The 22,934-nt window shown below is 32.2% G+C and carries 19 protein-coding genes; 15 read left to right on the top strand and 4 right to left on the bottom strand.

The genetic code is table 11. From position 1 onward, the window contains the following. Window positions 1-16: 16 nt before the first annotated feature. The 15 genes from P8H50_RS05780 to P8H50_RS05710 all read left to right on the top strand — a co-directional run bounded on the left by P8H50_RS05780 (window position 17) and on the right by P8H50_RS05710 (window position 20,191). On the top strand, window positions 17-1,846 hold the full coding sequence (locus tag P8H50_RS05780) for a Xaa-Pro dipeptidyl-peptidase (protein ID WP_300206547.1): 1,830 nt from the start codon (window positions 17-19) through the stop codon (window positions 1,844-1,846). Between the two features lie 195 nt (window positions 1,847-2,041). Then, window positions 2,042-2,704: a carboxypeptidase-like regulatory domain-containing protein gene (locus P8H50_RS05775; protein ID WP_300206545.1), complete on the top strand. Its 663-nt coding sequence runs from the start codon at window positions 2,042-2,044 to the stop codon at window positions 2,702-2,704. Window positions 2,705-2,716: 12 nt separating this feature from the next. Beyond that, a complete protein-coding gene (locus tag P8H50_RS05770; RefSeq protein WP_300206543.1) occupies window positions 2,717-3,745 on the top strand; it encodes a transglutaminase-like domain-containing protein in 1,029 nt (342 codons plus the stop codon). Between the two features lie 13 nt (window positions 3,746-3,758). Next, on the top strand, window positions 3,759-4,994 hold the full coding sequence (locus tag P8H50_RS05765) for a DEAD/DEAH box helicase (RefSeq protein WP_300206541.1): 1,236 nt from the start codon (window positions 3,759-3,761) through the stop codon (window positions 4,992-4,994). A gap of 18 nt (window positions 4,995-5,012) precedes the next feature. Continuing rightward, window positions 5,013-5,990, top strand: coding sequence for a hypothetical protein (locus tag P8H50_RS05760; RefSeq protein ID WP_300206539.1), 978 nt, complete (start codon window positions 5,013-5,015; stop codon window positions 5,988-5,990). A 95-nt stretch (window positions 5,991-6,085) separates the two neighbouring features. Next, window positions 6,086-8,305, top strand: a complete 2,220-nt coding sequence (locus tag P8H50_RS05755; RefSeq protein ID WP_300206537.1) for a RelA/SpoT family protein — start codon at window positions 6,086-6,088, stop codon at window positions 8,303-8,305. A 113-nt stretch (window positions 8,306-8,418) separates the two neighbouring features. After that, on the top strand, window positions 8,419-8,877 hold the full coding sequence (locus P8H50_RS05750; protein WP_300206535.1) for a transcriptional repressor: 459 nt from the start codon (window positions 8,419-8,421) through the stop codon (window positions 8,875-8,877). Between the two features lie 13 nt (window positions 8,878-8,890). After that, the gene (locus P8H50_RS05745) at window positions 8,891-10,165 is read left to right on the top strand and encodes an adenylosuccinate synthase (protein ID WP_300206533.1); all 1,275 of its coding nucleotides are present in this window, start codon (window positions 8,891-8,893) and stop codon (window positions 10,163-10,165) included. A gap of 129 nt (window positions 10,166-10,294) precedes the next feature. Further along, complete coding sequence (locus P8H50_RS05740; RefSeq protein WP_300206531.1) at window positions 10,295-12,157, top strand: OstA-like protein; 1,863 nt, start codon at window positions 10,295-10,297, stop codon at window positions 12,155-12,157. A 2-nt stretch (window positions 12,158-12,159) separates the two neighbouring features. After that, window positions 12,160-13,344 carry an aspartate aminotransferase family protein gene (locus P8H50_RS05735; RefSeq protein WP_300206529.1) on the top strand — a complete coding sequence of 395 codons (1,185 nt, stop codon included), beginning with the start codon at window positions 12,160-12,162 and terminating at the stop codon, window positions 13,342-13,344. A gap of 146 nt (window positions 13,345-13,490) precedes the next feature. Further along, complete coding sequence (locus tag P8H50_RS05730) at window positions 13,491-14,876, top strand: tetratricopeptide repeat protein (RefSeq protein WP_300206527.1); 1,386 nt, start codon at window positions 13,491-13,493, stop codon at window positions 14,874-14,876. Between the two features lie 420 nt (window positions 14,877-15,296). Further along, window positions 15,297-16,304, top strand: coding sequence for a DUF368 domain-containing protein (locus P8H50_RS05725; protein WP_300206525.1), 1,008 nt, complete (start codon window positions 15,297-15,299; stop codon window positions 16,302-16,304). After that, complete coding sequence (locus P8H50_RS05720) at window positions 16,304-17,323, top strand: DUF368 domain-containing protein (RefSeq protein ID WP_300206523.1); 1,020 nt, start codon at window positions 16,304-16,306, stop codon at window positions 17,321-17,323. Before P8H50_RS05725 ends, P8H50_RS05720 begins: the two co-directional genes overlap by 1 nt. Beyond that, on the top strand, window positions 17,316-18,053 hold the full coding sequence (locus P8H50_RS05715; RefSeq protein ID WP_300206521.1) for a shikimate dehydrogenase: 738 nt from the start codon (window positions 17,316-17,318) through the stop codon (window positions 18,051-18,053). The genes P8H50_RS05720 and P8H50_RS05715 overlap by 8 nt, the downstream gene beginning before the upstream one ends. A 101-nt stretch (window positions 18,054-18,154) precedes the next feature. Continuing rightward, window positions 18,155-20,191 (top strand): DUF349 domain-containing protein, encoded by a 2,037-nt coding sequence (locus tag P8H50_RS05710; RefSeq protein ID WP_300206519.1) that lies wholly within the window; start codon window positions 18,155-18,157, stop codon window positions 20,189-20,191. Window positions 20,192-20,557: 366 nt separating this feature from the next. Here P8H50_RS05710 and mazG read toward each other — a convergent pair whose 3' ends face one another. From mazG to ruvX, 4 genes are all read right to left on the bottom strand, one after another. Next, the gene (mazG, locus tag P8H50_RS05705) at window positions 20,558-21,331 is read right to left on the bottom strand and encodes a nucleoside triphosphate pyrophosphohydrolase (protein WP_300206517.1); all 774 of its coding nucleotides are present in this window, start codon (window positions 21,329-21,331) and stop codon (window positions 20,558-20,560) included. An 85-nt stretch (window positions 21,332-21,416) separates the two neighbouring features. Beyond that, window positions 21,417-21,833, bottom strand: coding sequence for a DUF5606 domain-containing protein (locus P8H50_RS05700; RefSeq protein ID WP_300206515.1), 417 nt, complete (start codon window positions 21,831-21,833; stop codon window positions 21,417-21,419). 56 nt (window positions 21,834-21,889) lie between these two features. After that, window positions 21,890-22,480: a peptide deformylase gene (gene def, locus P8H50_RS05695; RefSeq protein WP_300206512.1), complete on the bottom strand. Its 591-nt coding sequence runs from the start codon at window positions 22,478-22,480 to the stop codon at window positions 21,890-21,892. A 5-nt stretch (window positions 22,481-22,485) separates the two neighbouring features. Continuing rightward, on the bottom strand, window positions 22,486-22,896 hold the full coding sequence (ruvX, locus tag P8H50_RS05690) for a Holliday junction resolvase RuvX (protein WP_300206510.1): 411 nt from the start codon (window positions 22,894-22,896) through the stop codon (window positions 22,486-22,488). Between the last annotated feature and the right edge of the window lie 38 nt (window positions 22,897-22,934).

Raw genomic sequence — 22,934 nt, 5'->3', positions numbered from 1 at the left:
TACACAAACAGTTATCATGACAAAAAAGTACAGCGTATTAGGTTTATTTTCCATCTTATTATTAATTGTTACTTCAGGTTTTGCACAAAGTAAAACCGTTCCTGTTTTCGAAAACGGAGAAGCACAAATAGTCGAAGGTTTTGCTAATCCTGAAGATTGGATAAGACACGATTTATGGGTAGAAACTAATTTCGATACAGACGAAGATGGTAAACCAGACCGAATGCATGTTTCGGTAACAAGACCTAAACAAACAGAAACAGAAGGTTTAAAATTACCTATTATATATGTAACTAGCCCATATTTTGCTGGAGTTGCGGCAGATCTTCCAGGCGTTATGTGGGACGTAGAACACGAACTTGGTGAGATAGGAAAAGAACGTGTACATCCAGAAGTAACACGCAGAGGACAACGACCAATTATTTCAAACTCACACCTTAGAAAATGGGTGCCAAGAGGCTATATAGTTGTACACTCATCGTCTCCAGGAACAGGTTTATCAGATGGAGCACCAACTATTGGTGGCCCAAATGAAGCCTTAGCTCCAAAAACAGTTATTCAATGGTTATGTGGCAAAGCAAAAGGATTTACAGAAAGAGAGGGCACAGAAGAAGTGAAAGCCTTTTGGTCTACTGGAAAAGTGGGAATGACTGGAACATCTTACAATGGAACATTACCATTAGCAGCTGCAACAACAGGTGTTGAAGGTTTAGAGGCCATTATCCCAATTGCTCCTAATACCTCATCTTATCATTATTATCGTTCTAACGGATTAGTACGTTCTCCAGGTGGTTATTTGGGTGAAGATATTGATGTACTTTACGATTTTGTGCATAGTGGTGCAGAAGGCAAACGTCCGGGAAATAATAAAAGAGTAAGAGATACCGAAATGAAAAACGGTATGGATAGACAAACTGGAGATTTAAACGACTTTTGGGCTGGCAGAGATTACCTAAAGCAAATGGAACCTATGAAAGCTGCACTTTTAATGTCTCATGGTTTTAACGATTGGAACGTAATGCCAGAACACAGTAATCGTATTTACCAAAAAGCAAAAGAAATGGGCTTACCAACACAATTATACTATCATCAATTTGGGCATGGTGGACCACCACCAATGACCATGATGAACAGATGGTTTACACATTATTTACATGGTGTAGATAATGGTGTTGAAAATGATAAACAAGTTTGGATTGTTAGAGAAAATGACAAACCAGATCAACCAACACCTTATGATGCGTATCCCAACCCAAAAGCTAAAAATGTAACCTTCTACATAAATAAAGGTGGAAATAGTGTTGGTGCGTTAACAACAACAAAAAATAAAGAGCAAAAAACCGAAACTTTAGTAGACGATTTTAATATATCTGCTAAAGAGCATGCACAAGCTTCTAGTTCAAAAAACAGGTTGTTATATGCAACACCTACGTTAAAGAATGCACTTCATATCTCTGGAGAAAGCGAAATAACAGTTAGTCTTTCTAGTAGTAAAGCTGCTGCTAACCTTTCTATTATGCTGGTCTCTTTACCTTATACAGATGACACTAAAGTACTAACAGACAATATTATTACACGTGGTTGGGCAGACCCACAAAACTATAAATCATTAAGAGAAAGTGAACCTTTAAAACCAGGTCAATTTTACGATGTGACTTTTAAATTACAACCAGATGATCAAATTATTCGTGCTGGACAGCAAATTGGTCTAATTATTTTTTCTAGTGATAAAGAATTTACTTTACATCCAAAACCTGGAACAGAATTGACTATTAATTTAGACAAAACAAGTTTAACCTTGCCAATCCTAGGAGGAGTAGAAGAAGTTAAAAAAGCTACTGAGTAGCCTTTTTTATTAAATAACAACATTAAAAACGACATCAAAAGAAATAAACTTGATGTCGTTTTTATTTTAAATAATTAAAGTAACTCAATACAAACACATGTTCACTCATCGAAAAGCAGTGTTTACTAACTCTACTTTTTTTTATGCGTATTAGAGTTATAGGTTTGATGTATATTAACACATAAAACTATTACCATGAAAAATCAATTCACATTAAACGTTAAAACGCCTTGTCAAGAAAAGTTTAATCAATTTAAAACTACTAAAAATGGTGGATTTTGCGATTCTTGCAAAAAAGAGGTAATCGATTTCACAAAACTATCTGCAAGTGCAATCGCAAATTACTTTAGTAATAAAAACACACAAAACACTTGTGGTCAATTTAAAGCAAATCAATTAATCACCTACAATGCTATGCCACAATCAAGAAAAAGATTTAGTTTAGTTGGTGGTTTTGGTCTGGCATGTTTAACACTATTTACCATTAGTATAGTACAAGCACAAGACACTAAAAACCAAACTAACAACTCTAAAACAATTGTAACTAAAATTCAAGACAGTTTTATTGTAAAAGGAAATGTATCAGACGATTTGGAAGCTATTCCAGGAGTAAATGTTGTGTTAGAAGGAACAGATATTGGAACCATAACCGACTTTGATGGCAATTTCGAGTTCCCTCAGAAATTAAAAAAAGGAGATGTTCTAGTATTTAGCTATGTTGGTATGGCTTCTAAAAAAGTAAAAATTGAAAATAAAACATCTGCAGCAAACATATCGCTTAATATGCAATTAGATACTGTTATTATAATGGGAGAAGTAGCAGTAAAAGAGGTTTATAAATCTAAAAGAAAAAAATAAACTCTATTATTCATGAAAAACTACTACCTTTTAATATTCCTATTGATATGTAATAATATAATTGCTCAAATTTCAGATTTTGAGAGTGTAGATTTCACTATTGCAGATAATGTTGCAAGGCTTAATAAAGGTGCTAGTTTAAAAAACTTACCTGTATTGGCTCATAAACTTACTCACAAACTACCTACAGAAGTCGAGAAGTTTAGAGCCATTTACACTTGGGTGTGTAATAATATTAAAGGTGACCATTACCAACATGAAAAAGTAAGTAGAAAACGAAAAAAGTTTGAGAACGATAGTCTTGGTTTTATAAAATGGAATAAGGACTATAAAAAGACTGCTTTTAAAATCTTAATCAATAAGAAAAAGACCATGTGTACAGGTTATGCGTACATAATTAAAGAACTCTGCTTTTTTGCAAATATAGAGTCGGTTATAGTAGATGGTTACGGTCGCTCTGTTGTATCTAATGTCGAAAAACTAAACAAACCAAACCATTCATGGAATGCTGTAAAACTAAATAACAAATGGTATTTATGCGATGCTACATGGTCGAGTGGTTACACATCTTCAGAAAATAGTTTTGTAAACGAATATAACGACGGTTACTTTTTAACAGAACCTGTTTTATTTGCCAAAAACCATTATCCATTTCAAAAAAAATGGTTGCTAAATGATGCGTTAATAGCATCAGATTTCGTTGCTCCTCCTCTAGTCTATGGCGAAACGTTTAAACACAAAATACTTCCTATATTTCCAAAAGAAATGGATATTACTATTATCACAGGAGAGCTAATAACTTTCAGTTTTAAAACTTTAAAAAACACAACAGAAAACCAAGTATCATTAGTAACGTTTACTGGAAAAAATGAACACGGTTTTAAAATTCAAGAGCTTAAAAATAAAAACGAAATAACAACATTTAAATATCAATTTAAACACAAAGGTTATTACGATGTGCATTTAAAAGTCAATAATGCTATTGTAGCAACTTATATTGTACAAGTCTTAAAAAGCGAAGCAAAAAAACTACCTTTGTAGCAAATATGTATTCATGTCATTTAAAGATCTAAAACTTAACAGACCATTACTTCGTGCAGTTGCCGAAAAAGGTTACGATAACCCAACACTTATTCAAGAACGTACCATTCCGTTAGTTTTAAACAAAAAAGATGTGATTGCTTCAGCGCAAACTGGAACAGGAAAAACCGCAGCTTTTGCTCTACCTATTTTACAATTATTGTACGATAAGCAAGAATCTGGAAAGAGTCAGAAAAAAATTCGCGCATTAATTATTAGTCCAACACGAGAACTAGCAATTCAGATTCAAGAAAATTTCGAAGAGTATGCCATACATACTAACCTAACTTCTACAGTAATTTTTGGCGGTGCTTCTATAGATCCACAAAAAGAAATCCTTAAAAAAGGTATAGATGTTTTAATTGCAACACCTGGACGCTTACTAGATTTGCACAAACAGGATATTGTAAACTTAGATTATGTAGAAACTTTAGTGTTAGACGAAGCAGACTTAATGCTTGATATGGGTTTTATAGACGATGTCAAGAAAATTGAAAGGCTTTGTCCTGAAGAAAAGCAAACACTACTGTTTTCTGCAACTATGCCATATAAAGTAGAGCAATTAGCAGAAACTATTTTAAAAAATCCAAAACGTATTGAAGTATCCCAAAATTCTTCAACCTCTAAAAACGTTAACCAAGCCTTGTATTATGTGCCTAAGCCACAAAAAATAGAGTTATGTCTACATTTATTGCGTAATACTATAAAAGGGAGAATTATAATTTTTCGTCGCACAAAATATGGTGTCGATAAAATAGAACAAACACTACTTAAAAACAATTATAAAGCCGATAGCCTTCATGGTGATAAAAGCCAAACGTTAAGACAAGAGGCTCTAAATAATTTTAAGAAAAACAAAGTGGATATATTAATTGCAACAGATGTTGCGGCACGTGGAATTGATATAGACGATGTGGATGCTGTTATAAATTTCGATTTACCTAACATTCCCGAAACCTACGTACACAGAATTGGTAGAACAGCAAGAGCTGGAAATACAGGAATAGCCTATTCTTTTTGCTCTGCAGATGAGAGAGAATACATTAAAGCCATACAACAACTTATTAACTTACAGTTAGATGTTGTAGAAGAGCATCCTTATCCTCTAGACCCAAAAGCTAAACCTATAGTGCATAAAAAACAAGGTTCTAAATATAAAAAAAGACGTAAAAGTGAAGCGTCTAAAAAAAAGAAAAAACGTTGGTATTAATTTTCATTCCTGTGTAGCATGAACAACTTATTATATGTCTCAATTTTGTGTTGTTTTAGTTTTTTCGCTAAAGCACAAAACACAACAATAGTTTCAGAAAATCAAGAACCTGTCTCTTACGCTACTATCTCTTTTGGCAATGGAAATGGTCTTTTTGCAGACGATGCTGGACAGTTTTTTTTTACTAAAGCACTCTATAAGGATATAGATTCTTTATATATTTCCGCTATAGGATTTAACAATTTAAAAATTGCAACTCAAAATCTACCGTCTAGAATAGAAATGAAAACTAGTATTAATAAACTAGAAGAAGTCTTTTTAAGCAAACCTAAAGGTAAATTTAAAATAGAAAAAATAAAACCCACGGTTCATGAAGATTATTATAAATGTTGGTTACCAACAATAGAAAGTGAAATAGCAGTTTACTTTCCTAATAATTCTACAAAAACCCAACGCATTTCTAGTTTACAAATCCCAATTAAAGTAGAAGCTAAAGACTGGGACAAACGCAAAAGAAAAACAGCTAAAAAAAGACCATTTTCAACCTTGTTTAAGGTTAATTTCTATAAAAACAAAAATGGCTTACCTGGAGATGTATTAACTTATGATAATGTAGTATTTATCGCAAACGAAAAAAGTGAAAAAATTATAGAATTGTATGTCACAGCACACGACATCTATGTACCAAAAAACGGTTTATTTGTATCACTACAAGTATTGGGTTACACAGATGAAAAAGGAAAATTATTACCCAATAAAAAATATCAGGAAATTAAAACAAAAAGAGGTATTGTAAAGGTTTCAACCACGTTTAGACCTTTATTGCCTTTCACAAACGAAATTTTAGAAAAAAAAACTTATGTAAAACGCATCTTCCTAGACAAAGGTCAATGGGTACTTTTCGATAAAAAGAACATTGAAAAATCTAACCTTCTTTTAGCAGGCTTAAACAATTACGGATTAGGCTTAAATATTGAAGTATATAAAGAAGATTAAACCTTCTTTTTTAGATTAAGTATTAGTTTTATTTCTTTACTTAAAAAATAAAAAAACACCTTGCACATTCATATTTAATTCTTATTTTTAATTCTATGACAGAAGTAGATATTGAAAAAGAAAATGCGCAAATTACAAAAGCCTACAAAAACCTTTTAAAGGTTAGCTACACATCGCTATCAACAGACGATAAAAAGCTCATTAGAAAAGCCTTCGAGGTAGCTGTAGATGCACACAAAACACAGCGTAGAAAAAGTGGTGAAGCTTACATTTTTCATCCTATTGCAGTAGCACGTATTGTTGCTTCTGAAATTGGATTAGATGCAACGTCTATTGCAGCTGCCCTACTTCATGATGTTGTAGAAGATAGTGAAGATTATACTGTAAAAGACATCGAAAATTTATTTGGACAAACTGTGGCTCGAATTGTTGACGGTTTAACCAAAATTTCTTCCTTAAGCAAAGAGAAAGATATGGATGTTTCGCTTCAAGCAGAGAATTTTAGAAAAATGCTCCTGACGCTAAACGATGATGTAAGAGTGATTATTATTAAGATTGCAGATAGACTTCACAACATGCAAACCATGGACTCTATGCGTCCAGACAAGCAAGAAAAAATCGCTAGCGAAACACTATATATCTATGCGCCTTTAGCGCATAGAATTGGACTTTATAATATTAAAACAGAACTTGAAGACTTAAGCTTAAAATACACAGAACCAGAAATCTATAACGATATTCTGTTAAAAACAAAAGAGAGCAAACAAGATCAGGATGCTTACATTCAAGAATTTAATAGTGTGATCAAGACCTCTTTAGATAAAGAAAACTTAAATTATGAGATAAAAGGACGTCCAAAATCAATTTTTTCAATTAAGCGAAAAATGGAAAAACAAGGCGTATCGTATGATGAAGTTTACGATAAATTTGCCGTTAGAATTATATATAAATCGGATAAAGAAAATGAAAAATTTCTAGCTTGGAAGATTTATTCTGTTGTTACAGACCATTTTAGACCAAATCCTACTCGCCTTCGTGATTGGATTTCTTCACCAAAATCAACTGGTTACGAAGCTCTTCATATAACAGTAATGGGACCAAAAAGCCGTTGGGTAGAAGTGCAAATTAGAAGTGAACGCATGAATGAAATTGCAGAAAAAGGTTATGCTGCACATTACAAATATAAAAACAACGACGATAAAGAGGATAACCTCGACATGTGGATTAATAGACTTCAAGAAGCTCTGGAAAACCACTCTACAAATGCAGTAGACTTTGTAGAGCAATTTAAACTTAACCTTTACTCTAAAGAAATATTCGTTTTTACTCCTAAAGGCGATTTAAAATCGTTACCAAAAGGAGCGACACCATTAGATTTTGCTTTTAGTATCCATACAGAAGTTGGAATGAAAACAAGAGGTGCAAAAGTTAATGGCAAACTAGTACCATTAAGTCACGAACTTAATAGTGGAGACCAAGTAGATATTTTAACTAGCGATAATGTAAAACCAAATCCTAACTGGTTAGATTATGCTACCACTTCTAGAGCAAGAGGAAAAATTAAATCGTTACTGCGAGAAGACGAAAAATTAATTGCAGAAGAAGGCAAAGAAATTTTACGCAGAAAACTAAAACAACTTAAAATTATACTTAATGAGAAATCGGTTAACGAAATGGTTAACCACTTTAAACTTAAAACCAGTTTAGATTTATTTTATCGCGTTGGTATAGGTTCTATTAGCAATCCAATGTTAAAAGATTATGCTGCATCAAGAAGCAATGCTTTAGTTAGTTTTTTAAAGAATAAAATAAACCGTAAAAATACAATTTCTAAAGAAGAGCTTGAAAAAGACGAAATTACCAGCAAATATGATATGTTGGTTTTTGGTAAGGATGAACAAACCTTAGATTACACATTAGCCGTTTGTTGTAATCCCATTCCTGGTGATGCTGTTTTTGGTTTTACAACTATTAATGATGGTATAAAAGTTCACAAAAAAAACTGCCCAAATGCCTTAAGCATGCAATCTAATTATGCTTATAGAATTATCCAAGCCAAGTGGATTGACTCTAGTAAGCAAGAGTACTATGCTAACATTTTACTTTCTGGTATTGATAACTTAGGCTTAGTAAACCATATTACAAAAGTGATTTCAGAAAACATGCATGTAAACATGACGAGTATTAGTTTTCAAAGTAATGACGGTATATTCTCAGGTAAAATTAATGTAAGTGTTAAAAACAAAACTTTACTAAAAAAGTTAATGGATAATTTAAAGAAGATTAATGGTATTGATAAAGTTTCACGCATTTAAATAAAATATTAGTCATAATTTACTCTTGTTAATAACTGCTTAATAACACGCTATTCTAAGACTTAAAATTATACAATTACCACAAAAAAATATGTAAATTTGTAACTTAGATTATGAGCGCACACACAAACACAAAAAATCAAGAGATTGTAAAAGATGTTTTTACAGTCTTTTTAGAAGGTAATGGTCATAGAAAAACACCTGAACGCTACGCTATACTTCAAGAAATTTACAATAGTGAAGAACATTTTGATATTGAATCTTTGTATTTAAATATGAAGAACAAAAAATATCGCGTTAGTCGTGCAACACTCTATAACACAATAGAATTACTTTTAGCCTGTGGTTTGGTACGAAAGCACCAATTTGGACAAAACCAATCGCATTACGAAAAATCATATTTCGATAAGCAACACGATCATGTAATTTTAACAGATACAGGTGAAGTTATCGAGTTTTGCGATCCAAGAATACAATCCATAAAAAAAACAATCGAAGAGATTTTTGACATTAAAATAAATTCACATTCGCTCTATTTTTATGGAATAAAAAATACAGCAAAAGACAACTAAAAAACTAACTATAATGGCAGTAGATTTACTTCTAGGTTTACAATGGGGAGACGAAGGCAAAGGAAAAATTGTCGATGTTTTAACCTCTAAATACAATATTATTGCACGCTTTCAAGGTGGTCCAAATGCAGGACACACTCTAAAATTTGATGGTATAAAACACGTGTTAAGAACAATTCCATCTGGAATTTTTCATAAAGAGTCTATAAATGTTATTGGAAATGGCGTTGTAGTAGATCCTGTAGTCTTTATTAAAGAATTAGAAGGCTTAGACCAGTTTAATATCGATTATAAAGCCAAACTTATTGTGTCTCGTAAAGCACATTTAATCTTGCCAACACATCGTTTATTAGATGCCGCAAGCGAAGCTTCTAAAGGTAAAGCCAAAATTGGCTCTACATTAAAAGGTATTGGACCTACGTATATGGATAAAACCGGTAGAAATGGTATTCGCGTTGGTGATTTAGAACTACCAGATTGGAAAGAAAAATACAGAGCCTTAGCAAACAAACACGAAGCCATGATTGCCTTCTACAATGTAGACGTGCAATATGATTTAGAAGAAATGGAAGTTGAGTTTTTCGACGCCATAGAAAGACTAAAAGAATTACAATTTATTGATAGCGAAGCCTATTTACACCAAGCGCTTAGAGATGGCAAAACCATTTTAGCTGAAGGTGCACAAGGTTCACTTTTAGATATCGATTTTGGCACGTATCCATTTGTAACGTCATCTAACACAACAGCAGCAGGAGCCTGTACAGGCTTAGGGATTGCTCCTAACCAAATTAAAGAAGTCTTTGGTATCTTTAAAGCTTACACTACGCGTGTTGGCTCTGGACCATTTCCTACAGAATTGTTTGATGAAGATGGTGAAGAAATGGCAAGAGTTGGACAAGAATTTGGTGCTGTAACAGGAAGACCAAGACGTTGTGGTTGGTTAGATTTAGTAGCATTAAAATACACATGTCGTGTAAATGGTGTAACGCAGTTAATGATGATGAAAAGTGATGTGTTGTCTGGTTTTAAAACCTTAAAAGTAGCAACCGCTTATAAATATAAAGGTGAAACTATTGAACACTTACCGTTTAATATAGAACCAGAAAATGTAGAACCTATCTACACCAGTTTTAAAGGTTGGAGTGAAGATTTAACTAAAATGAGTGAAGCCTCGCAACTCCCAAAAGCATTAAACGACTATATAGATTTCTTAGAAAAAGAATTAGAAATCCCAATTACAATAGTTTCTGTTGGACCAGATAGAAAACAGACTATTTTTATGGATTAATTTCTTATTTCAATTAGATTCAAACCTGTCAAGTTTTAAAACCTGACAGGTTTTTTCATATTAAAATTATCCTAATAGATCATACTAACTCATTTTAATCGTTATTTTTGCTGAAACACTAATTACAAGATGTTTAAAACCCTTTTTATACTATTCTTTTTAAGTCTAATGTCTTTTAATGGCATGGCACAACAACGCAAAAATATTGAGATTAAAGACTCTGGTGCTTTTGGCGAAATAGATGAAGAAAAATATCCAGGTGCAAGAATACTTACACGAAGTGATGCTGGGCAAGTTCATGTATACCATGATGGTATAGACATGTATTGCGATCAAGCTGTATTATATGGTAAAGAAAACTTTGTAGAAGCTTATGGCAATGTAAAAATGGTACAAGGCGATACTATTACTATGATTGCTAAATATGCTGAATATAGTGGTAAAACGCAATTAGCATACGCAAAAGGAGACGTGGTTTTAACAGAACCAAGTTCTGTTTTAACAACTCAAAAATTATTTTTCGATCGTGCAAAACAAGAAGCTTTTTATAATGAAGACGGCAAAGTAGTTAGAGACAGCTCAGGAACCATTACTAGTAGAGTTGGTAGGTACTATATGTCTAAAAAGAAATACCGATTTTTAAAAACTGTAGAATTAGTAAACCCAGAATATATTTTGACAACAAATCAATTAGATTTTTATTCAGAAACTGGTCATGCCTTTATGTTTGGCGCTTCAAAAATTGTAGGAGAAACCAGTACTGTATATTGCGAACGCGGTTTTTATAATACAAATAATGATACAGGATATTTTACCAAAAACTCAAGAATAGATTACGATAATCGTGTCGTTGTTGGAGACAGTATGTATTTTGATCGCAACCGTGACTTTGCCTCAGCTTCTAACAATATCACTATTACAGATACTATTAATAATAGCATTATTAAAGGTCATTATGCCGAAGTCTATAAATCTAAAGATTCTGCTTTTGTTACTAAACGTGCTTTGGCTATTTCTGTACAAGAAAACGATTCTATTTATATCCATTCAGACACCTTAATGGTTACTGGAAAAGAAGATAATCGCATAACCAGAGCCTTTAGAAATGCAAGATTGTTTAAATCTGATGTTAGCGGAAAAGCAGATTCTATTCACGTTAACCACCAAACAGGATTAACCCAACTTATTAATATCTCGCGTTTATCTAAAAAAGATGCATTTGCTGTAAAAAGAAGACCTATTCTATGGAATTTAACCAACCAGATTACTGGAGATACCATTCATTTAAAATCTAATCCTAAAACAGAAAAATTAGATTCGTTAATTGTTTTTGAAAACGCTTTCATTATTAGTAAAGACACTTTAAGTACAGACTATTTTAGCCAAATTAAAGGCAAGCGCTTAGTTGGTTTATTTGATGAAGGAAACCAACTAAAACAAGTTAATATTTTTAAAAATGCGGAATCTGTATTTGTAATTAGAGATGAAAACGATGAATTTGTAGGCTTAGACAAAGCACGCTCTGCCAATATTGAAATGTACTTTGCCGAAGGTGGAATATATTATTACAAACGACTCATTGGTTCTGAAGCAAATACCTATCCAGAAAAAGACATCCCAAAAGGTGTAAAAAAACTAAAGGATTTCGATTGGAGACCAGACGAAAGACCTCTAGGTTTTGAGGATTTATTTAAAGACGATCCACCTTTAAACTTACCAATAATTAAAGGCTTAGCTCCTGCGCTACCTGAGGAAGAATTTTTTGATGAAGACTTATTAAACCGTTTAGAACAAGCAGATTTAGAAAGCAAACCTAAATTACGCTTTGGCGATGCTCGAGATGATAAACCTCTAAAAGCCTCTAGACAAATACCTACTAAACAAGTAAGAGACGATATTAAAAGAGCAAACCCAAACCAAAGTAAACCTATAAATAAAGTTCTAAAAAAAACATTACCAACTCTTAATGACACCATTAAAAAGAAGGAGTAATAATGAAAGAACGCTTTTTTAAATACCAATCGCAAACCACACCACATCCTCTTGCTATGGAGATTTCTCATGCTAGAGGCTCTTATATTTACGACACAAACAACAATGCCTATTTAGACTTTGTTGCTGGTGTTTCGGCTTGTAGTTTAGGCCATTCGCATCCAAAAGTCGTTTCTGCAGTAAAAAACCAACTAGACAACTATTTACACGTTATGGTTTATGGAGAATACATCCAAAAACCTGCTGTAGATTTATGTGAATTATTGGCTAAAAACTTACCAGATTCTTTAGAAAAAACCTACTTAGTTAATTCTGGAACAGAAGCTATAGAAGGTGCTTTAAAACTATCACGACGCGCAACAGGAAGAAGTCAAATTATTGCTGCACATAATGCCTACCATGGCAACACAATGGGTTCGCTTAGTTTAATGGATTTTGAAGAACGCAAAGCACCATTTAGACCATTATTACCAGATATTAGCCATATTACCTTTAATCATGAACCACATTTAAAACATATAACTACAAAAACGGCTTGTGTTATTTTAGAAACCATTCAAGGAGGTGCTGGTTTTATAGAACCTAAAAACAATTACCTTGCTAAAATTAGAAAACGTTGCGACGAAGTTGGAGCACTTTTAATTCTAGACGAAATCCAACCAGGTATTGGTAGAACAGGAACATTATTTGGTTTTGAAAACTATAATTGTATTCCAGATATTTTAGTTACAGGAAAAGGTCTTGGAGGCGGACTGCCTATTGGTGCCTTTACTGCTTCGTCTAAATTAATGGACACCTTACAAAACCATCCTAAATTGGGACATATTACTACGTTTGGTGGCAATCCTGTAATTGCTGCTGCAGCTTTAGCAACATTAAGAGAAATTACAGAAAGTGACTTAATGTCTCAAGCCTTAGAAAAAGAACAACTCATTAGAACCCATTTAAAACATCCTTTAATTAAAGAAATTAGAGGAAAAGGTCTCATGTTAGCTGCTATATTATTTTCCGAAGACATTGTTAACCAACTGGTTTTAAAGGCTCAAGCACATGGTCTCATCCTTTTTTGGTTACTATTCGAACCTAAAGCCATTAGAATTACACCTCCTTTAACCATAAGTAATTCTGAAATTATTAAAGGCTGTGGCATTATTATTGACCTATTAAATTCAATGCAAAGTAAATAAAACATTGTAAATCAACTACAAAGCTAGTGTTTTAGAGGTTTTATTTTACAGTTGTTCATTACTTTGTTAAAAACATTACTAGTTAAACCTTGAAAGAAGCGCCTTGAACCTTACTTTTATTACATAGCAATGCTAAATAAACACCTATGGATTTTAGCCAAGAAGAAGAAAATGATAACGTATCCTTAACAAAATTTGAGTCTATGCTTAAAACAAACAATGTGTTGTTTTTTGACTCGAATGAATTTGAAAACATTATTCACCATTATCTTAATCAAGGTAAAGTTGCTCTTGCCAAAAAGGCTATAAAACTAGGCTTAGAACAACACCCAACATCTACAAATTTAAAGCTCTTTAGAGTGGAAGTTTTTGTGTTCGAAAATGACTTAACTAAAGCCAATGAACTATTAAACGAATTGTATGTTCTAGAACCTTCTAACGAAGAAATATACATACAAAAAGCAAATATCTTATCCAAAGAAGATAAACACCAAGAAGCGATAGATGTTTTAAAACGAGCTTTAAGTCTTGCCGAGGACACTGCAGATATTTACTCACTTATTGGTATGGAATATCTATTCTTAGACCAATTTGATTTGGCAAGAGACCATTTCATGAAATGCTTAGAAGCTAATCCAGAAGATTATGCTTCGCTTTACAATATTATTTATTGTTTCGATTTTTTAGATAAAAACAACGAAGCTATCGAGTATCTTAATAACTATTTAGATAAAAATCCATATTGCGAAGTCGCTTGGCATCAACTAGGACGACAATATTACGAGCTAAAAGAATATGAAAAAGCACTAAGTGCATACGATTTTGCAATAATATCAGACGATACATTTATTGGTGCATACCTTGAAAAAGGTAAAGTTCTAGAAAAACTAAAACTGTATAACGAAGCGATAGAAAACTACAGCATTACCTTGTCTTTAGAAGACCCAACATCGTTTGCCTTATTACGTATTGCTAGTTGCCATGAAAAATTAGGAAATAATGAGCTAGCTGTTCAATATTATTACAAAACAGTACACGAAGATCCGCTTTTAGACAAAGGATGGATTGCTATCACTAAATTTTACTCGAAAAACAAAAACTACCAAAAAGCGTTATACTATATAAACAAAGCCATAAATATAGATGGCGAAAAAATACTGTATTGGAAATATTATGCTAAAATTAACCATAAATTAAATTTCCTTGAAGAAGCAGAACGTGGTTACAAACGCATTTTAGATTTAGGTAATTACGAATTAGAAACCTGGTTAGTGCGTGGTGATATTTTGTTAGCTTTGGGAGAACAACAAGCCGCAACTTTTAATTTTATTCAGGCAGCAGAATTTTATCCAGAAAATGCCGAAATAGAATTTAGATTGGCAGGTTTATATTTTCAATTACTAGAAACCGAAAAAGCAACATACCATTTAAAAAATGGGTTGCGTTTTGATGCAGAGCAAATTATTATTCTTGAAGAACTCTTTCCAGAAGTTTATGAGTCTTTACTTGTTAAAAAAATGTTTAGTAAATAATTTATAATCAAAGCAACTCAAGATTTACAATCATTAATAAATCATTAATAATAGTCATCATATTATTATTTTCAACTCTAACTTTTGCTCAATAACATACTGAATATAATGATTTAGGTACGATTAAAGAAATTGGGAGACTTCAAAATGGAAAAAGATCAGAGCTTTGGAAATTTTATCTTAAAAATGGAGAATTAAAAGTTATTGGAAACTTTAAAACGCAAAACCTAGTAGTGAATGGAATTATTTCTTTGTCAATGGAGATATTGAAAGAATTGAAAATATAATAAAGGAAAACTTTTAAGCAAAGAGGCTTTTGCAGATGGAGAGAAACAAAAAAAATATTAAAACGCAAGCTTAATAAAGTACTTGTTGGATTATTAAAATTGTATACCTTTGATTCAATAGAAAAATTTAAGCATGCAAAGAACACTTAAAGATTATTTTATTATCGCACTTAAAGGTGTTGCTATGGGAGCAGCAGATGCCGTTCCTGGTGTTTCTGGAGGCACTATTGCATTTATCTCTGGTATTTACGAAGAGTTAATAACCTCGATAAGTAATGTTAATCTATCGCTTTTTAAAACCTTAAAACAAGATGGCATTAAAGCCTTCTGGACAAAAGCAAATGGTAATTTTATACTTGCATTACTTACTGGAATTATTGTAAGTTTTGCTTCTTTTATGCGTTTGGCTAAATACCTAATCGAACAACATCCTGTTTTAATTTGGTCTTTCTTTTTTGGGCTAATAGTAGTGAGTATTTATTTTGTTGGCAAGCAAATTACTAAATGGAATGCTGGAACATTAGTCGCTTTAACTATTGGTGCAGCTACAGCCTTTTACATTACAGGTTTGCCCTCTTTAGCAGCAAATAATAGTTCTTGGTTTTTATTTATTGCAGGTGCAATAGCAATTTGCGCCATGATATTACCAGGAATCTCTGGTTCTTTTATACTTATTATTTTAGGTGCTTACAAAGCATTAAGTAATGCTGTACATGATTTCGATTTTAAGAACATTGGTATTTTTGCTGTTGGTGCTATTGTTGGTTTACTTAGCTTTAGTCGTTTATTAAAATGGTTATTTAAACATTATCATAATACAACTTTAGCCTTACTAACAGGTTTTATTTTAGGCTCTTTAAACAAAATGTGGCCATGGAAACAAACCACTGCTGTTATGAATGATACTACAGGAGAGATTATACCATTCGATGCTGTTTCTAACCTTGGCACTTTAGCTATTTTTCAAAAGAATACTAATGATTTTGAAAGTTATAAAACTGTTTTAGAAGAGAGTATCTCACCTTTTATATATTCAGAAATTAATCATACACAGCATCAATTAGTATTCGCTATTGGATTAATGATTGCTGGATTCTTAACCATTTTTATTCTAGAGAAAATAGGCTCAAAAAAAGCATAATGCAAAACACCAGAACATTTAAAGATAAAATTTTCTTAATCTTAAAAGGCTTAGGAATGGGAGCTGCTAATAAAGTTCCTGGTGTATCTGGAGGTGTTGTGGCTTTTGTTGCTGGCTTTTACGAAGAGTTTATTCATTCTCTTAAACGTGTTAACTTAACTGCTTTAAAACTTTTATTTAACGGTAGATTTAAAGCTTTCTTTTTCTACATCAATGGTCGGTTTTTAACACTTCTCTTTTTTGGAATGCTAGTAAGCTATTTTAGTGTTTCTAAGCTATTAGACTACTTTATAAAGCACTACGAATTGTATGTTTGGAGTGTTTTCTTCGGAATGATTATAGGTTCTATTTATTACATTAGTAAAGATTTTAAAGACTGGAAAACAACAACTTACATTGCACTTATAGTTGGTGCTGTTATTGGAATTAGTATAAGTTTTTTAGATCCTGCAAAACAAAACGATAACCTTTGGTTTGTGTTTTTGTGTGGCATTATTAGTGTTTCTGGTATGACATTGCCAGGATTTTCAGGATCTTTTATATTAATTTTATTAGGTAACTATGTATTACTTTTGGTAGACGCTGTAAACGCACTATTTGATACTTTTTATGAGCTTGTGAATGGAGATTTTAGCTTTACAAACGATGCAGAGCGTATAAGAATGCTCAAGGTATTAGCCGTCTTCACCTTAGGCTCTGTAGTTGGGTTAGTTACATTTTCTCACGTATTAAGTTATATTTTAAAACACTACAAAAGTGTAACTATTGCCTCGATTATTGGCTTTATTATAGGCTCTCTTGGTGTAGTTTGGCCTTGGAAAGAAACCATTTTTAAAACAAATAGTACTGGTGATTTTGTTTTAGATAGTCGTGGCAAACACATTATAGAAAACTACAGACGTTTTTTACCAGAACTAAATACCGAAACTTATCTTGCACATTTTTATATTGCAATAGGTATTGCTATTGTTCTTGCCTTAGAATGGTATGGTAGAAAAACACGAAAAACACATGCGTAGATTTGGCTTAATAGGAAAAAACATCTCCTACTCTTTCTCTCGAAATTATTTTAAAAATAAATTTGAAGCTGAAAAGATTGAAAATGCAATTTATGAGAATTTTGATATTGCAGACATTACTTTGTTTAAAACTAGACTAAAGCAAGAGAATACTATTAAAGGTTTTAATGTTACTATTCCCTACAAAGAAAGCATCATACCATATTTAGATAAACTAAATAAAAAAGCAAAAGCTATTGGTGCTGTAAACACTATTAGAATTAATAAAAAAGGAGAATATATTGGTTATAATACAGACTATTACGGTTTTAAAAAATCCTTAAAACCGTTTCTTAAGCCACATCATAAAAAAGCATTAATTCTTGGTACAGGAGGTGCAAGTAAAGCCATTGCTTACACTTTAAAAACACTTAGAATTGAATATACTTTTGTGTCTAGAAACATCTCAAAAAAAGCGAAGTATTCTTATAACACACTTTCTAATGCTGTAATAGAATCGCATCAAATAATTATAAACTGTACACCTTTAGGCACTTTTCCTGAGGTTGATGTTTGTCCAAATATTCCATACCAAGCAATTAATAAAGAACATATTTTATTCGATTTAATATACAATCCTTCAGAAACAAAATTCTTAAAATTAGGAAGACAAAAAAAAGCGACACTAATTAATGGAGAACAGATGTTAAGGTTTCAAGCTGAAAAGTCTTGGAAGATTTGGAATAAGTAGTTTAACATTTTTTTACCTAAATACAGACAGAAATCTATATTAATGGCAAGTTTTAGTATCTTTAAAGTCTAATTTTTTACCATAAACAAACATTTTATAAAATGTCAGAGCAAGATAACCTGCAAAATGCAGACGGAAACAAAGAAAACAAAGCACTAGAAAACACAGCTGCAGAAAACGTTCAAGAAACAGTTAAAGAGACTCTTGAAGAGACTGTTGAAGAGCAAACTGCAACGCATAAAGAGTCTAAGGACGATAACAATGACGATGCTGTTATTAGTGAAATTGACAACTCTAATGCTGAAGATTCTGAAGATGAAAGCGCAAACGATAGACATAACATTGAAGAAAAAGATTACAGCGAAATGTCGTTAGATGTTATAGTTCTTGAACTTGAAGCACTGGTAAAAAATGAAAAAGCCCAAGCCATAAAAAAGCATGTAGAAGCTATTAAAAATGAATTTAACGAGAAGTATAACGCTCTTGTAGAAGAAAAAAAACAAGCCTTTTTAGATCAAGGCGGAAATGAAATAGATTTTCATTTTACAACACCATTAAAACGTAGTTTTAATGAGGCCTATAAAGAGTACAGAACTAAAATAAAAACGCATTATAAGAGCTTAGAAAAAGGGTTGAAAGACAATTTATCTACGCGATTACAAATTATAGAAGACATCAAAGCGCTTACAGACCTTGATGAAACTATGAATACCAAATACAAGCAGTTTAAAGAATTACAAGACCAATGGAAAGCTGCTGGTTCTATACCAAGAGACAAATACAATAATGCCTGGAATAGCTACCATTTTAATGTAGAGCGTTTTTACGACTTACTGCATTTAGACAGAGACTTACGAGATAAAGATTTTGAGCATAATCTCGAACAAAAAACAAAAATTATAGAACGTGCCGAAGAATTAGCTAAAGACGCAAACACTAATCGTGCCTTTAGAGAGTTACAAGCACTACATAAATTGTGGAAAGAAGAATTGGGTCCTGTAGCAAGAGAACACAGAGAACCAATTTGGGAACGTTTTAAAGAAGCAACTAAAGTAATTAACGATAAACGTCAAGAATATTACCAACATTTAGAAGAGCTTTACGAGAAAAATTTAGCATTTAAAAATGGTATAATAGAGCTAATAGAAGAGAAAACTAATGATGCAGGAAACACCCATAAAGCATGGCAGACCAAAATAAAAGAAGTCGAAATGCTACGCGAAGAGTTTTTTAAAGCAGGAAAAGTACCTATTAAAGTAAACGAGGCAACTTGGACAAAATTTAAAGTTGCTGTTCGCGAATTTAATCACAAAAAAAACGATTATTATAAGAGTTTAAAAAAAGACCAATATGATAATTTAGACAAAAAATTAGCATTAATTAAAATTGCTGAGGACAACAAAGACAGTGAAGATTTTGTTGCTACTACTCAATTAATGAAGAAGATTCAAGCCGATTGGAAAACTATTGGGCATGTACCAAGAAAGGATAGTGATAAAATTTGGAAAAAATTTAGAGCAGCATGTAACAACTATTTCGACCGTATTCATGCTAAAAAGAATGAAGCAAGTGCCGAAGAAGAAAAAGCATACACCGAAAAAGAAGCCTTTTTAAAAACGGTTACAGAAACAAAATTATCTGGTGAGCAAAAAGCAGATTTAGCTACTATTAAAGAATATATTGCCAAATGGAAAACCATAGGTCGTGTTCCAGGAAACAAACGTAAAATTGAAAATGATTTTAATAAAGCATTAGACACCTTATTTGGTGCTTTAGATATGAATAAAAATGAAGTAGAAATGATAAAGTTTGAAAACAAACTTCAAGAATTATCTACAGCAAAAGACCAAAGAGCTCTTGAGAGTGAGTATAATTTTATTCGTCAGAAAATAAGTGATATAAAAGGAGAAATAAACCAACTAGAAAACAACTTATTGTTTTTTAAACATGCAGATAAAAAAAAACCATTAGTAAAGTCCGTATACGATAATATCAAGCAACATACTGAATCTTTAAAAATCTGGAATGCCAAGCTTAAAAAAATTAAAGTGATGGAAAATGCCAAAGAAAAAGCAGTAGCAGAAGCAGAAGCCAAAGCTGCAACTGAAGCTCAACAAGAAGCTAAAGAAACAGAATAATTATTTTAGCTGCTAACTATAAAAAATGTGCGTTCTATACGCGCTTTTTTTATGCTTGATAATTAGAAAATTAGTAGCGCTTTTTTTTTAGCTGCACTTTTAAGAACGCAAAGTGCTATTAAAAACCAAATCCTGTTTGATTTAACATCAAACAGGATTTTGGCCTCTAACTAAACTAACCAATTATTTCTATTTCGCTTTCTAGAAATAATTATATGCAAAATGGTCTATAAAAAGTATATACTATTAACCAATTCTCCTATTAAAAAGAAGACCATTTGTTATTATATACGCAGAAATTGCTAATTTGGATTTCAAAGAATAAAAAAAATAAAATTTTGATGTAAAAATCAGGAGATTTTCTAATTACAGTTTTTTGGCTTCTTCCCAAAAAACATCCATTTCAGCTAAAGTCATGTCTTTTAAATCTTTATTTAAAGCCTTTGCTTTAGTTTCTAAATATTGAAATCGTTTTGAAAACTTTTTATTAGTACGTTCTAAGGCATTTTCTGGATTAATATTTACAAAACGAGCATAATTAACCAAAGAAAATAAAACGTCACCAAATTCACTCTCCATAGCGTCTCTATCATTTTTAGCGACCTCAACTTTAAACTCATGAAGCTCCTCTTCTACTTTTTCCCATACTTGTGCTGGTTGTTCCCAATCAAAACCAACGCCTGCAACTTTATCTTGAATTCGGTTTGCTTTAACCAAAGCTGGTAAACTTTTAGGTACACCTTCTAAAACACTTGTTTTACCCTCTTTTAACTTTAGCTTCTCCCAATTACGTTTTACTTCTGCTTCGTCTTTTACTTTTATATCTCCATAAATATGTGGATGCCTATATATTAGTTTTTCGCAAATAGAATTACAAACATCTGCTATATCAAACGTGTTGGTTTCACTTCCTATTTTTGCATAGAAAACGAGATGTAATAGTAAGTCTCCAACTTCTTTTTTCACTTCTTCCAAGTCGTTGTCTAGAATGGCATCACCAAGCTCATAAGTCTCCTCTATTGTTAGGTGACGTAGGCTTTCCATAGTCTGTTTTTTATCCCAAGGACATTGCTCACGAAGCTCGTCCATTATGGTTAATAATCTATCAAAGGCTTTAAGTTGATTGGCTCTAGAATTCATTTAAAAAGTGTTTTTGTAAAGATAGCTTAAATCAAAAAATCCAGCTAAAAAGCTGGATTTTAATTTATAAATGGAGGAAGGTATTTTATTCTTCTTCATCAGATTTTTTGGTGTCTTCAAAATTTAACAAATCGCTTTTTTGAAGCATATTGTACCATTGCACTACTTTCTTAATATCGCTTGCATATACTCTATCTTCGTCATAATCTGGTAAAACTTCAAAAAAGTACTCTTCTAATTTATCTTTAGAATCTTTATGACTTACAGACGTTTGTGCTCCATTCTCCTTGGTCTTAATTTTAGTTAAAACCTCTCGTAATGGCACTTCTTCTGTTAGAGTATAAATAGCAATTTCACTTAAAATGCTAACGTTCTGCTGGATACCTACAGAAATTTTACGGTTATCTAGTAAAGATTTTGCTATAAAACCTCCTCTGGTTTGTGTTACTAGTTCGTATAAACCAGGTTTTCCTGCAATTGCTAATATTTTATCTAATGCCATATTCTTTTTTTAAAAGGAGCGCAAATATCTTGTACTCTGCTGTGTTTTGCAAATTTTTAACGCTTCTTTTTTAGGTTAGGAAACTTCATTCGATAATCTACACTAATCTTTCCTTTAGAAATGTTTAGCAACTTCCCTTTAATTAAACGTTTTTTTAATGTAGATAACTTATCTGTAAACAAAATGCCTTCGATATGGTCGTACTCATGTTGGAATACTCTTGCAGCCAAACCGTCTAGTTCTAAAGTATGTTTTTTAAAGTCCTCGTCAAAATATTCTACTTTTATGTTTGGCTTTCTAAAAACATCTTCACGAACATCTGGTATACTTAAGCAGCCTTCATTAAAAGCCCATTCGTCTCCAGTTTCTTCTATAATGGTTGGATTAATAAACGTATGTTTAAAATTTTCTAAGAAGGCACGCTCTTTTGCATCCAAAACGTCATCGTCTGCAAAAGGAGAAGCATCCACTAAAAACATACGTATAGGCAAACCTACTTGTGGTGCTGCTAAACCTACACCGTAAGCGCCATGCATGGTTTCTTCCATATTGGCAATTAACGTCTTTAGATTAGGATAATCTTTCGCGATTGGTTTCGCTTTTACTTTTAAAACAGGATCGCCATATGCGACTATAGGTAGTATCATAATTATTATGTATTGTAAAGATAACTTTGTAATATAATGGTTGCACTAATCTCGTCTACAAGTGCTTTGTTTTGTCTTTGTTTTTTTGTTAATCCACTATCAATCATAGTTTGCATTGCCATTTTAGAAGTAAAGCGCTCGTCTACTCTTTTAATGGGAATATGCGGAAAAAAAGTTCTTAATTTACTTATAAATGGTGCTATTAAAACTTCGCTTTCGCTAGCTTGATTATTCATTTGTTTAGGCTCACCAACCAAGAATAACTCTACACTTTCTTTTTTTGTATACGTTTTTAAAAAATCTAACAGCTCTTTTGTAAGTACAGTTGTGAGTCCAGAGGCAATAATTTGCATATCGTCTGTTACAGCTATTCCTGTTCTTACTTTACCATAATCTATTGCTAGAATTTGAGCCATTATTTATTTTTGTGCAAATTTAAGTATTCTATACTAGA

It is taken from the genome of Lacinutrix sp., assembly GCF_029238095.1.
Taxonomy (GTDB): domain Bacteria; phylum Bacteroidota; class Bacteroidia; order Flavobacteriales; family Flavobacteriaceae; genus Lacinutrix.
This window is presented reverse-complemented; position numbering and strand designations above follow the sequence as displayed.

What these genes read in the sequence shown, in the direction of transcription:
- P8H50_RS05775 (WP_300206545.1), top strand. Translation starts at nt 2,042, where the DNA reads ATGAAAAATCAATTCACATTAAACGTTAAAACGCCTTGTCAAGAAAAG.
- P8H50_RS05700 (WP_300206515.1), bottom strand. Translation starts at nt 21,833, where the DNA reads ATGGCATTAGATAAAATATTAGCAATTGCAGGAAAACCTGGTTTATAC.
- def (WP_300206512.1), bottom strand. Translation starts at nt 22,480, where the DNA reads ATGATACTACCTATAGTCGCATATGGCGATCCTGTTTTAAAAGTAAAA.
- P8H50_RS05745 (WP_300206533.1), top strand. Translation starts at nt 8,891, where the DNA reads ATGGCAGTAGATTTACTTCTAGGTTTACAATGGGGAGACGAAGGCAAA.
- P8H50_RS05720 (WP_300206523.1), top strand. Translation starts at nt 16,304, where the DNA reads ATGCAAAACACCAGAACATTTAAAGATAAAATTTTCTTAATCTTAAAA.
- P8H50_RS05730 (WP_300206527.1), top strand. Translation starts at nt 13,491, where the DNA reads ATGGATTTTAGCCAAGAAGAAGAAAATGATAACGTATCCTTAACAAAA.
- P8H50_RS05710 (WP_300206519.1), top strand. Translation starts at nt 18,155, where the DNA reads ATGTCAGAGCAAGATAACCTGCAAAATGCAGACGGAAACAAAGAAAAC.
- P8H50_RS05740 (WP_300206531.1), top strand. Translation starts at nt 10,295, where the DNA reads ATGTTTAAAACCCTTTTTATACTATTCTTTTTAAGTCTAATGTCTTTT.
- P8H50_RS05725 (WP_300206525.1), top strand. Translation starts at nt 15,297, where the DNA reads ATGCAAAGAACACTTAAAGATTATTTTATTATCGCACTTAAAGGTGTT.
- P8H50_RS05765 (WP_300206541.1), top strand. Translation starts at nt 3,759, where the DNA reads ATGTCATTTAAAGATCTAAAACTTAACAGACCATTACTTCGTGCAGTT.
- P8H50_RS05780 (WP_300206547.1), top strand. Translation starts at nt 17, where the DNA reads ATGACAAAAAAGTACAGCGTATTAGGTTTATTTTCCATCTTATTATTA.
- P8H50_RS05760 (WP_300206539.1), top strand. Translation starts at nt 5,013, where the DNA reads ATGAACAACTTATTATATGTCTCAATTTTGTGTTGTTTTAGTTTTTTC.
- P8H50_RS05755 (WP_300206537.1), top strand. Translation starts at nt 6,086, where the DNA reads ATGACAGAAGTAGATATTGAAAAAGAAAATGCGCAAATTACAAAAGCC.
- ruvX (WP_300206510.1), bottom strand. Translation starts at nt 22,896, where the DNA reads ATGGCTCAAATTCTAGCAATAGATTATGGTAAAGTAAGAACAGGAATA.
- P8H50_RS05750 (WP_300206535.1), top strand. Translation starts at nt 8,419, where the DNA reads ATGAGCGCACACACAAACACAAAAAATCAAGAGATTGTAAAAGATGTT.
- P8H50_RS05770 (WP_300206543.1), top strand. Translation starts at nt 2,717, where the DNA reads ATGAAAAACTACTACCTTTTAATATTCCTATTGATATGTAATAATATA.
- mazG (WP_300206517.1), bottom strand. Translation starts at nt 21,331, where the DNA reads ATGAATTCTAGAGCCAATCAACTTAAAGCCTTTGATAGATTATTAACC.
- P8H50_RS05715 (WP_300206521.1), top strand. Translation starts at nt 17,316, where the DNA reads ATGCGTAGATTTGGCTTAATAGGAAAAAACATCTCCTACTCTTTCTCT.
- P8H50_RS05735 (WP_300206529.1), top strand. Translation starts at nt 12,160, where the DNA reads ATGAAAGAACGCTTTTTTAAATACCAATCGCAAACCACACCACATCCT.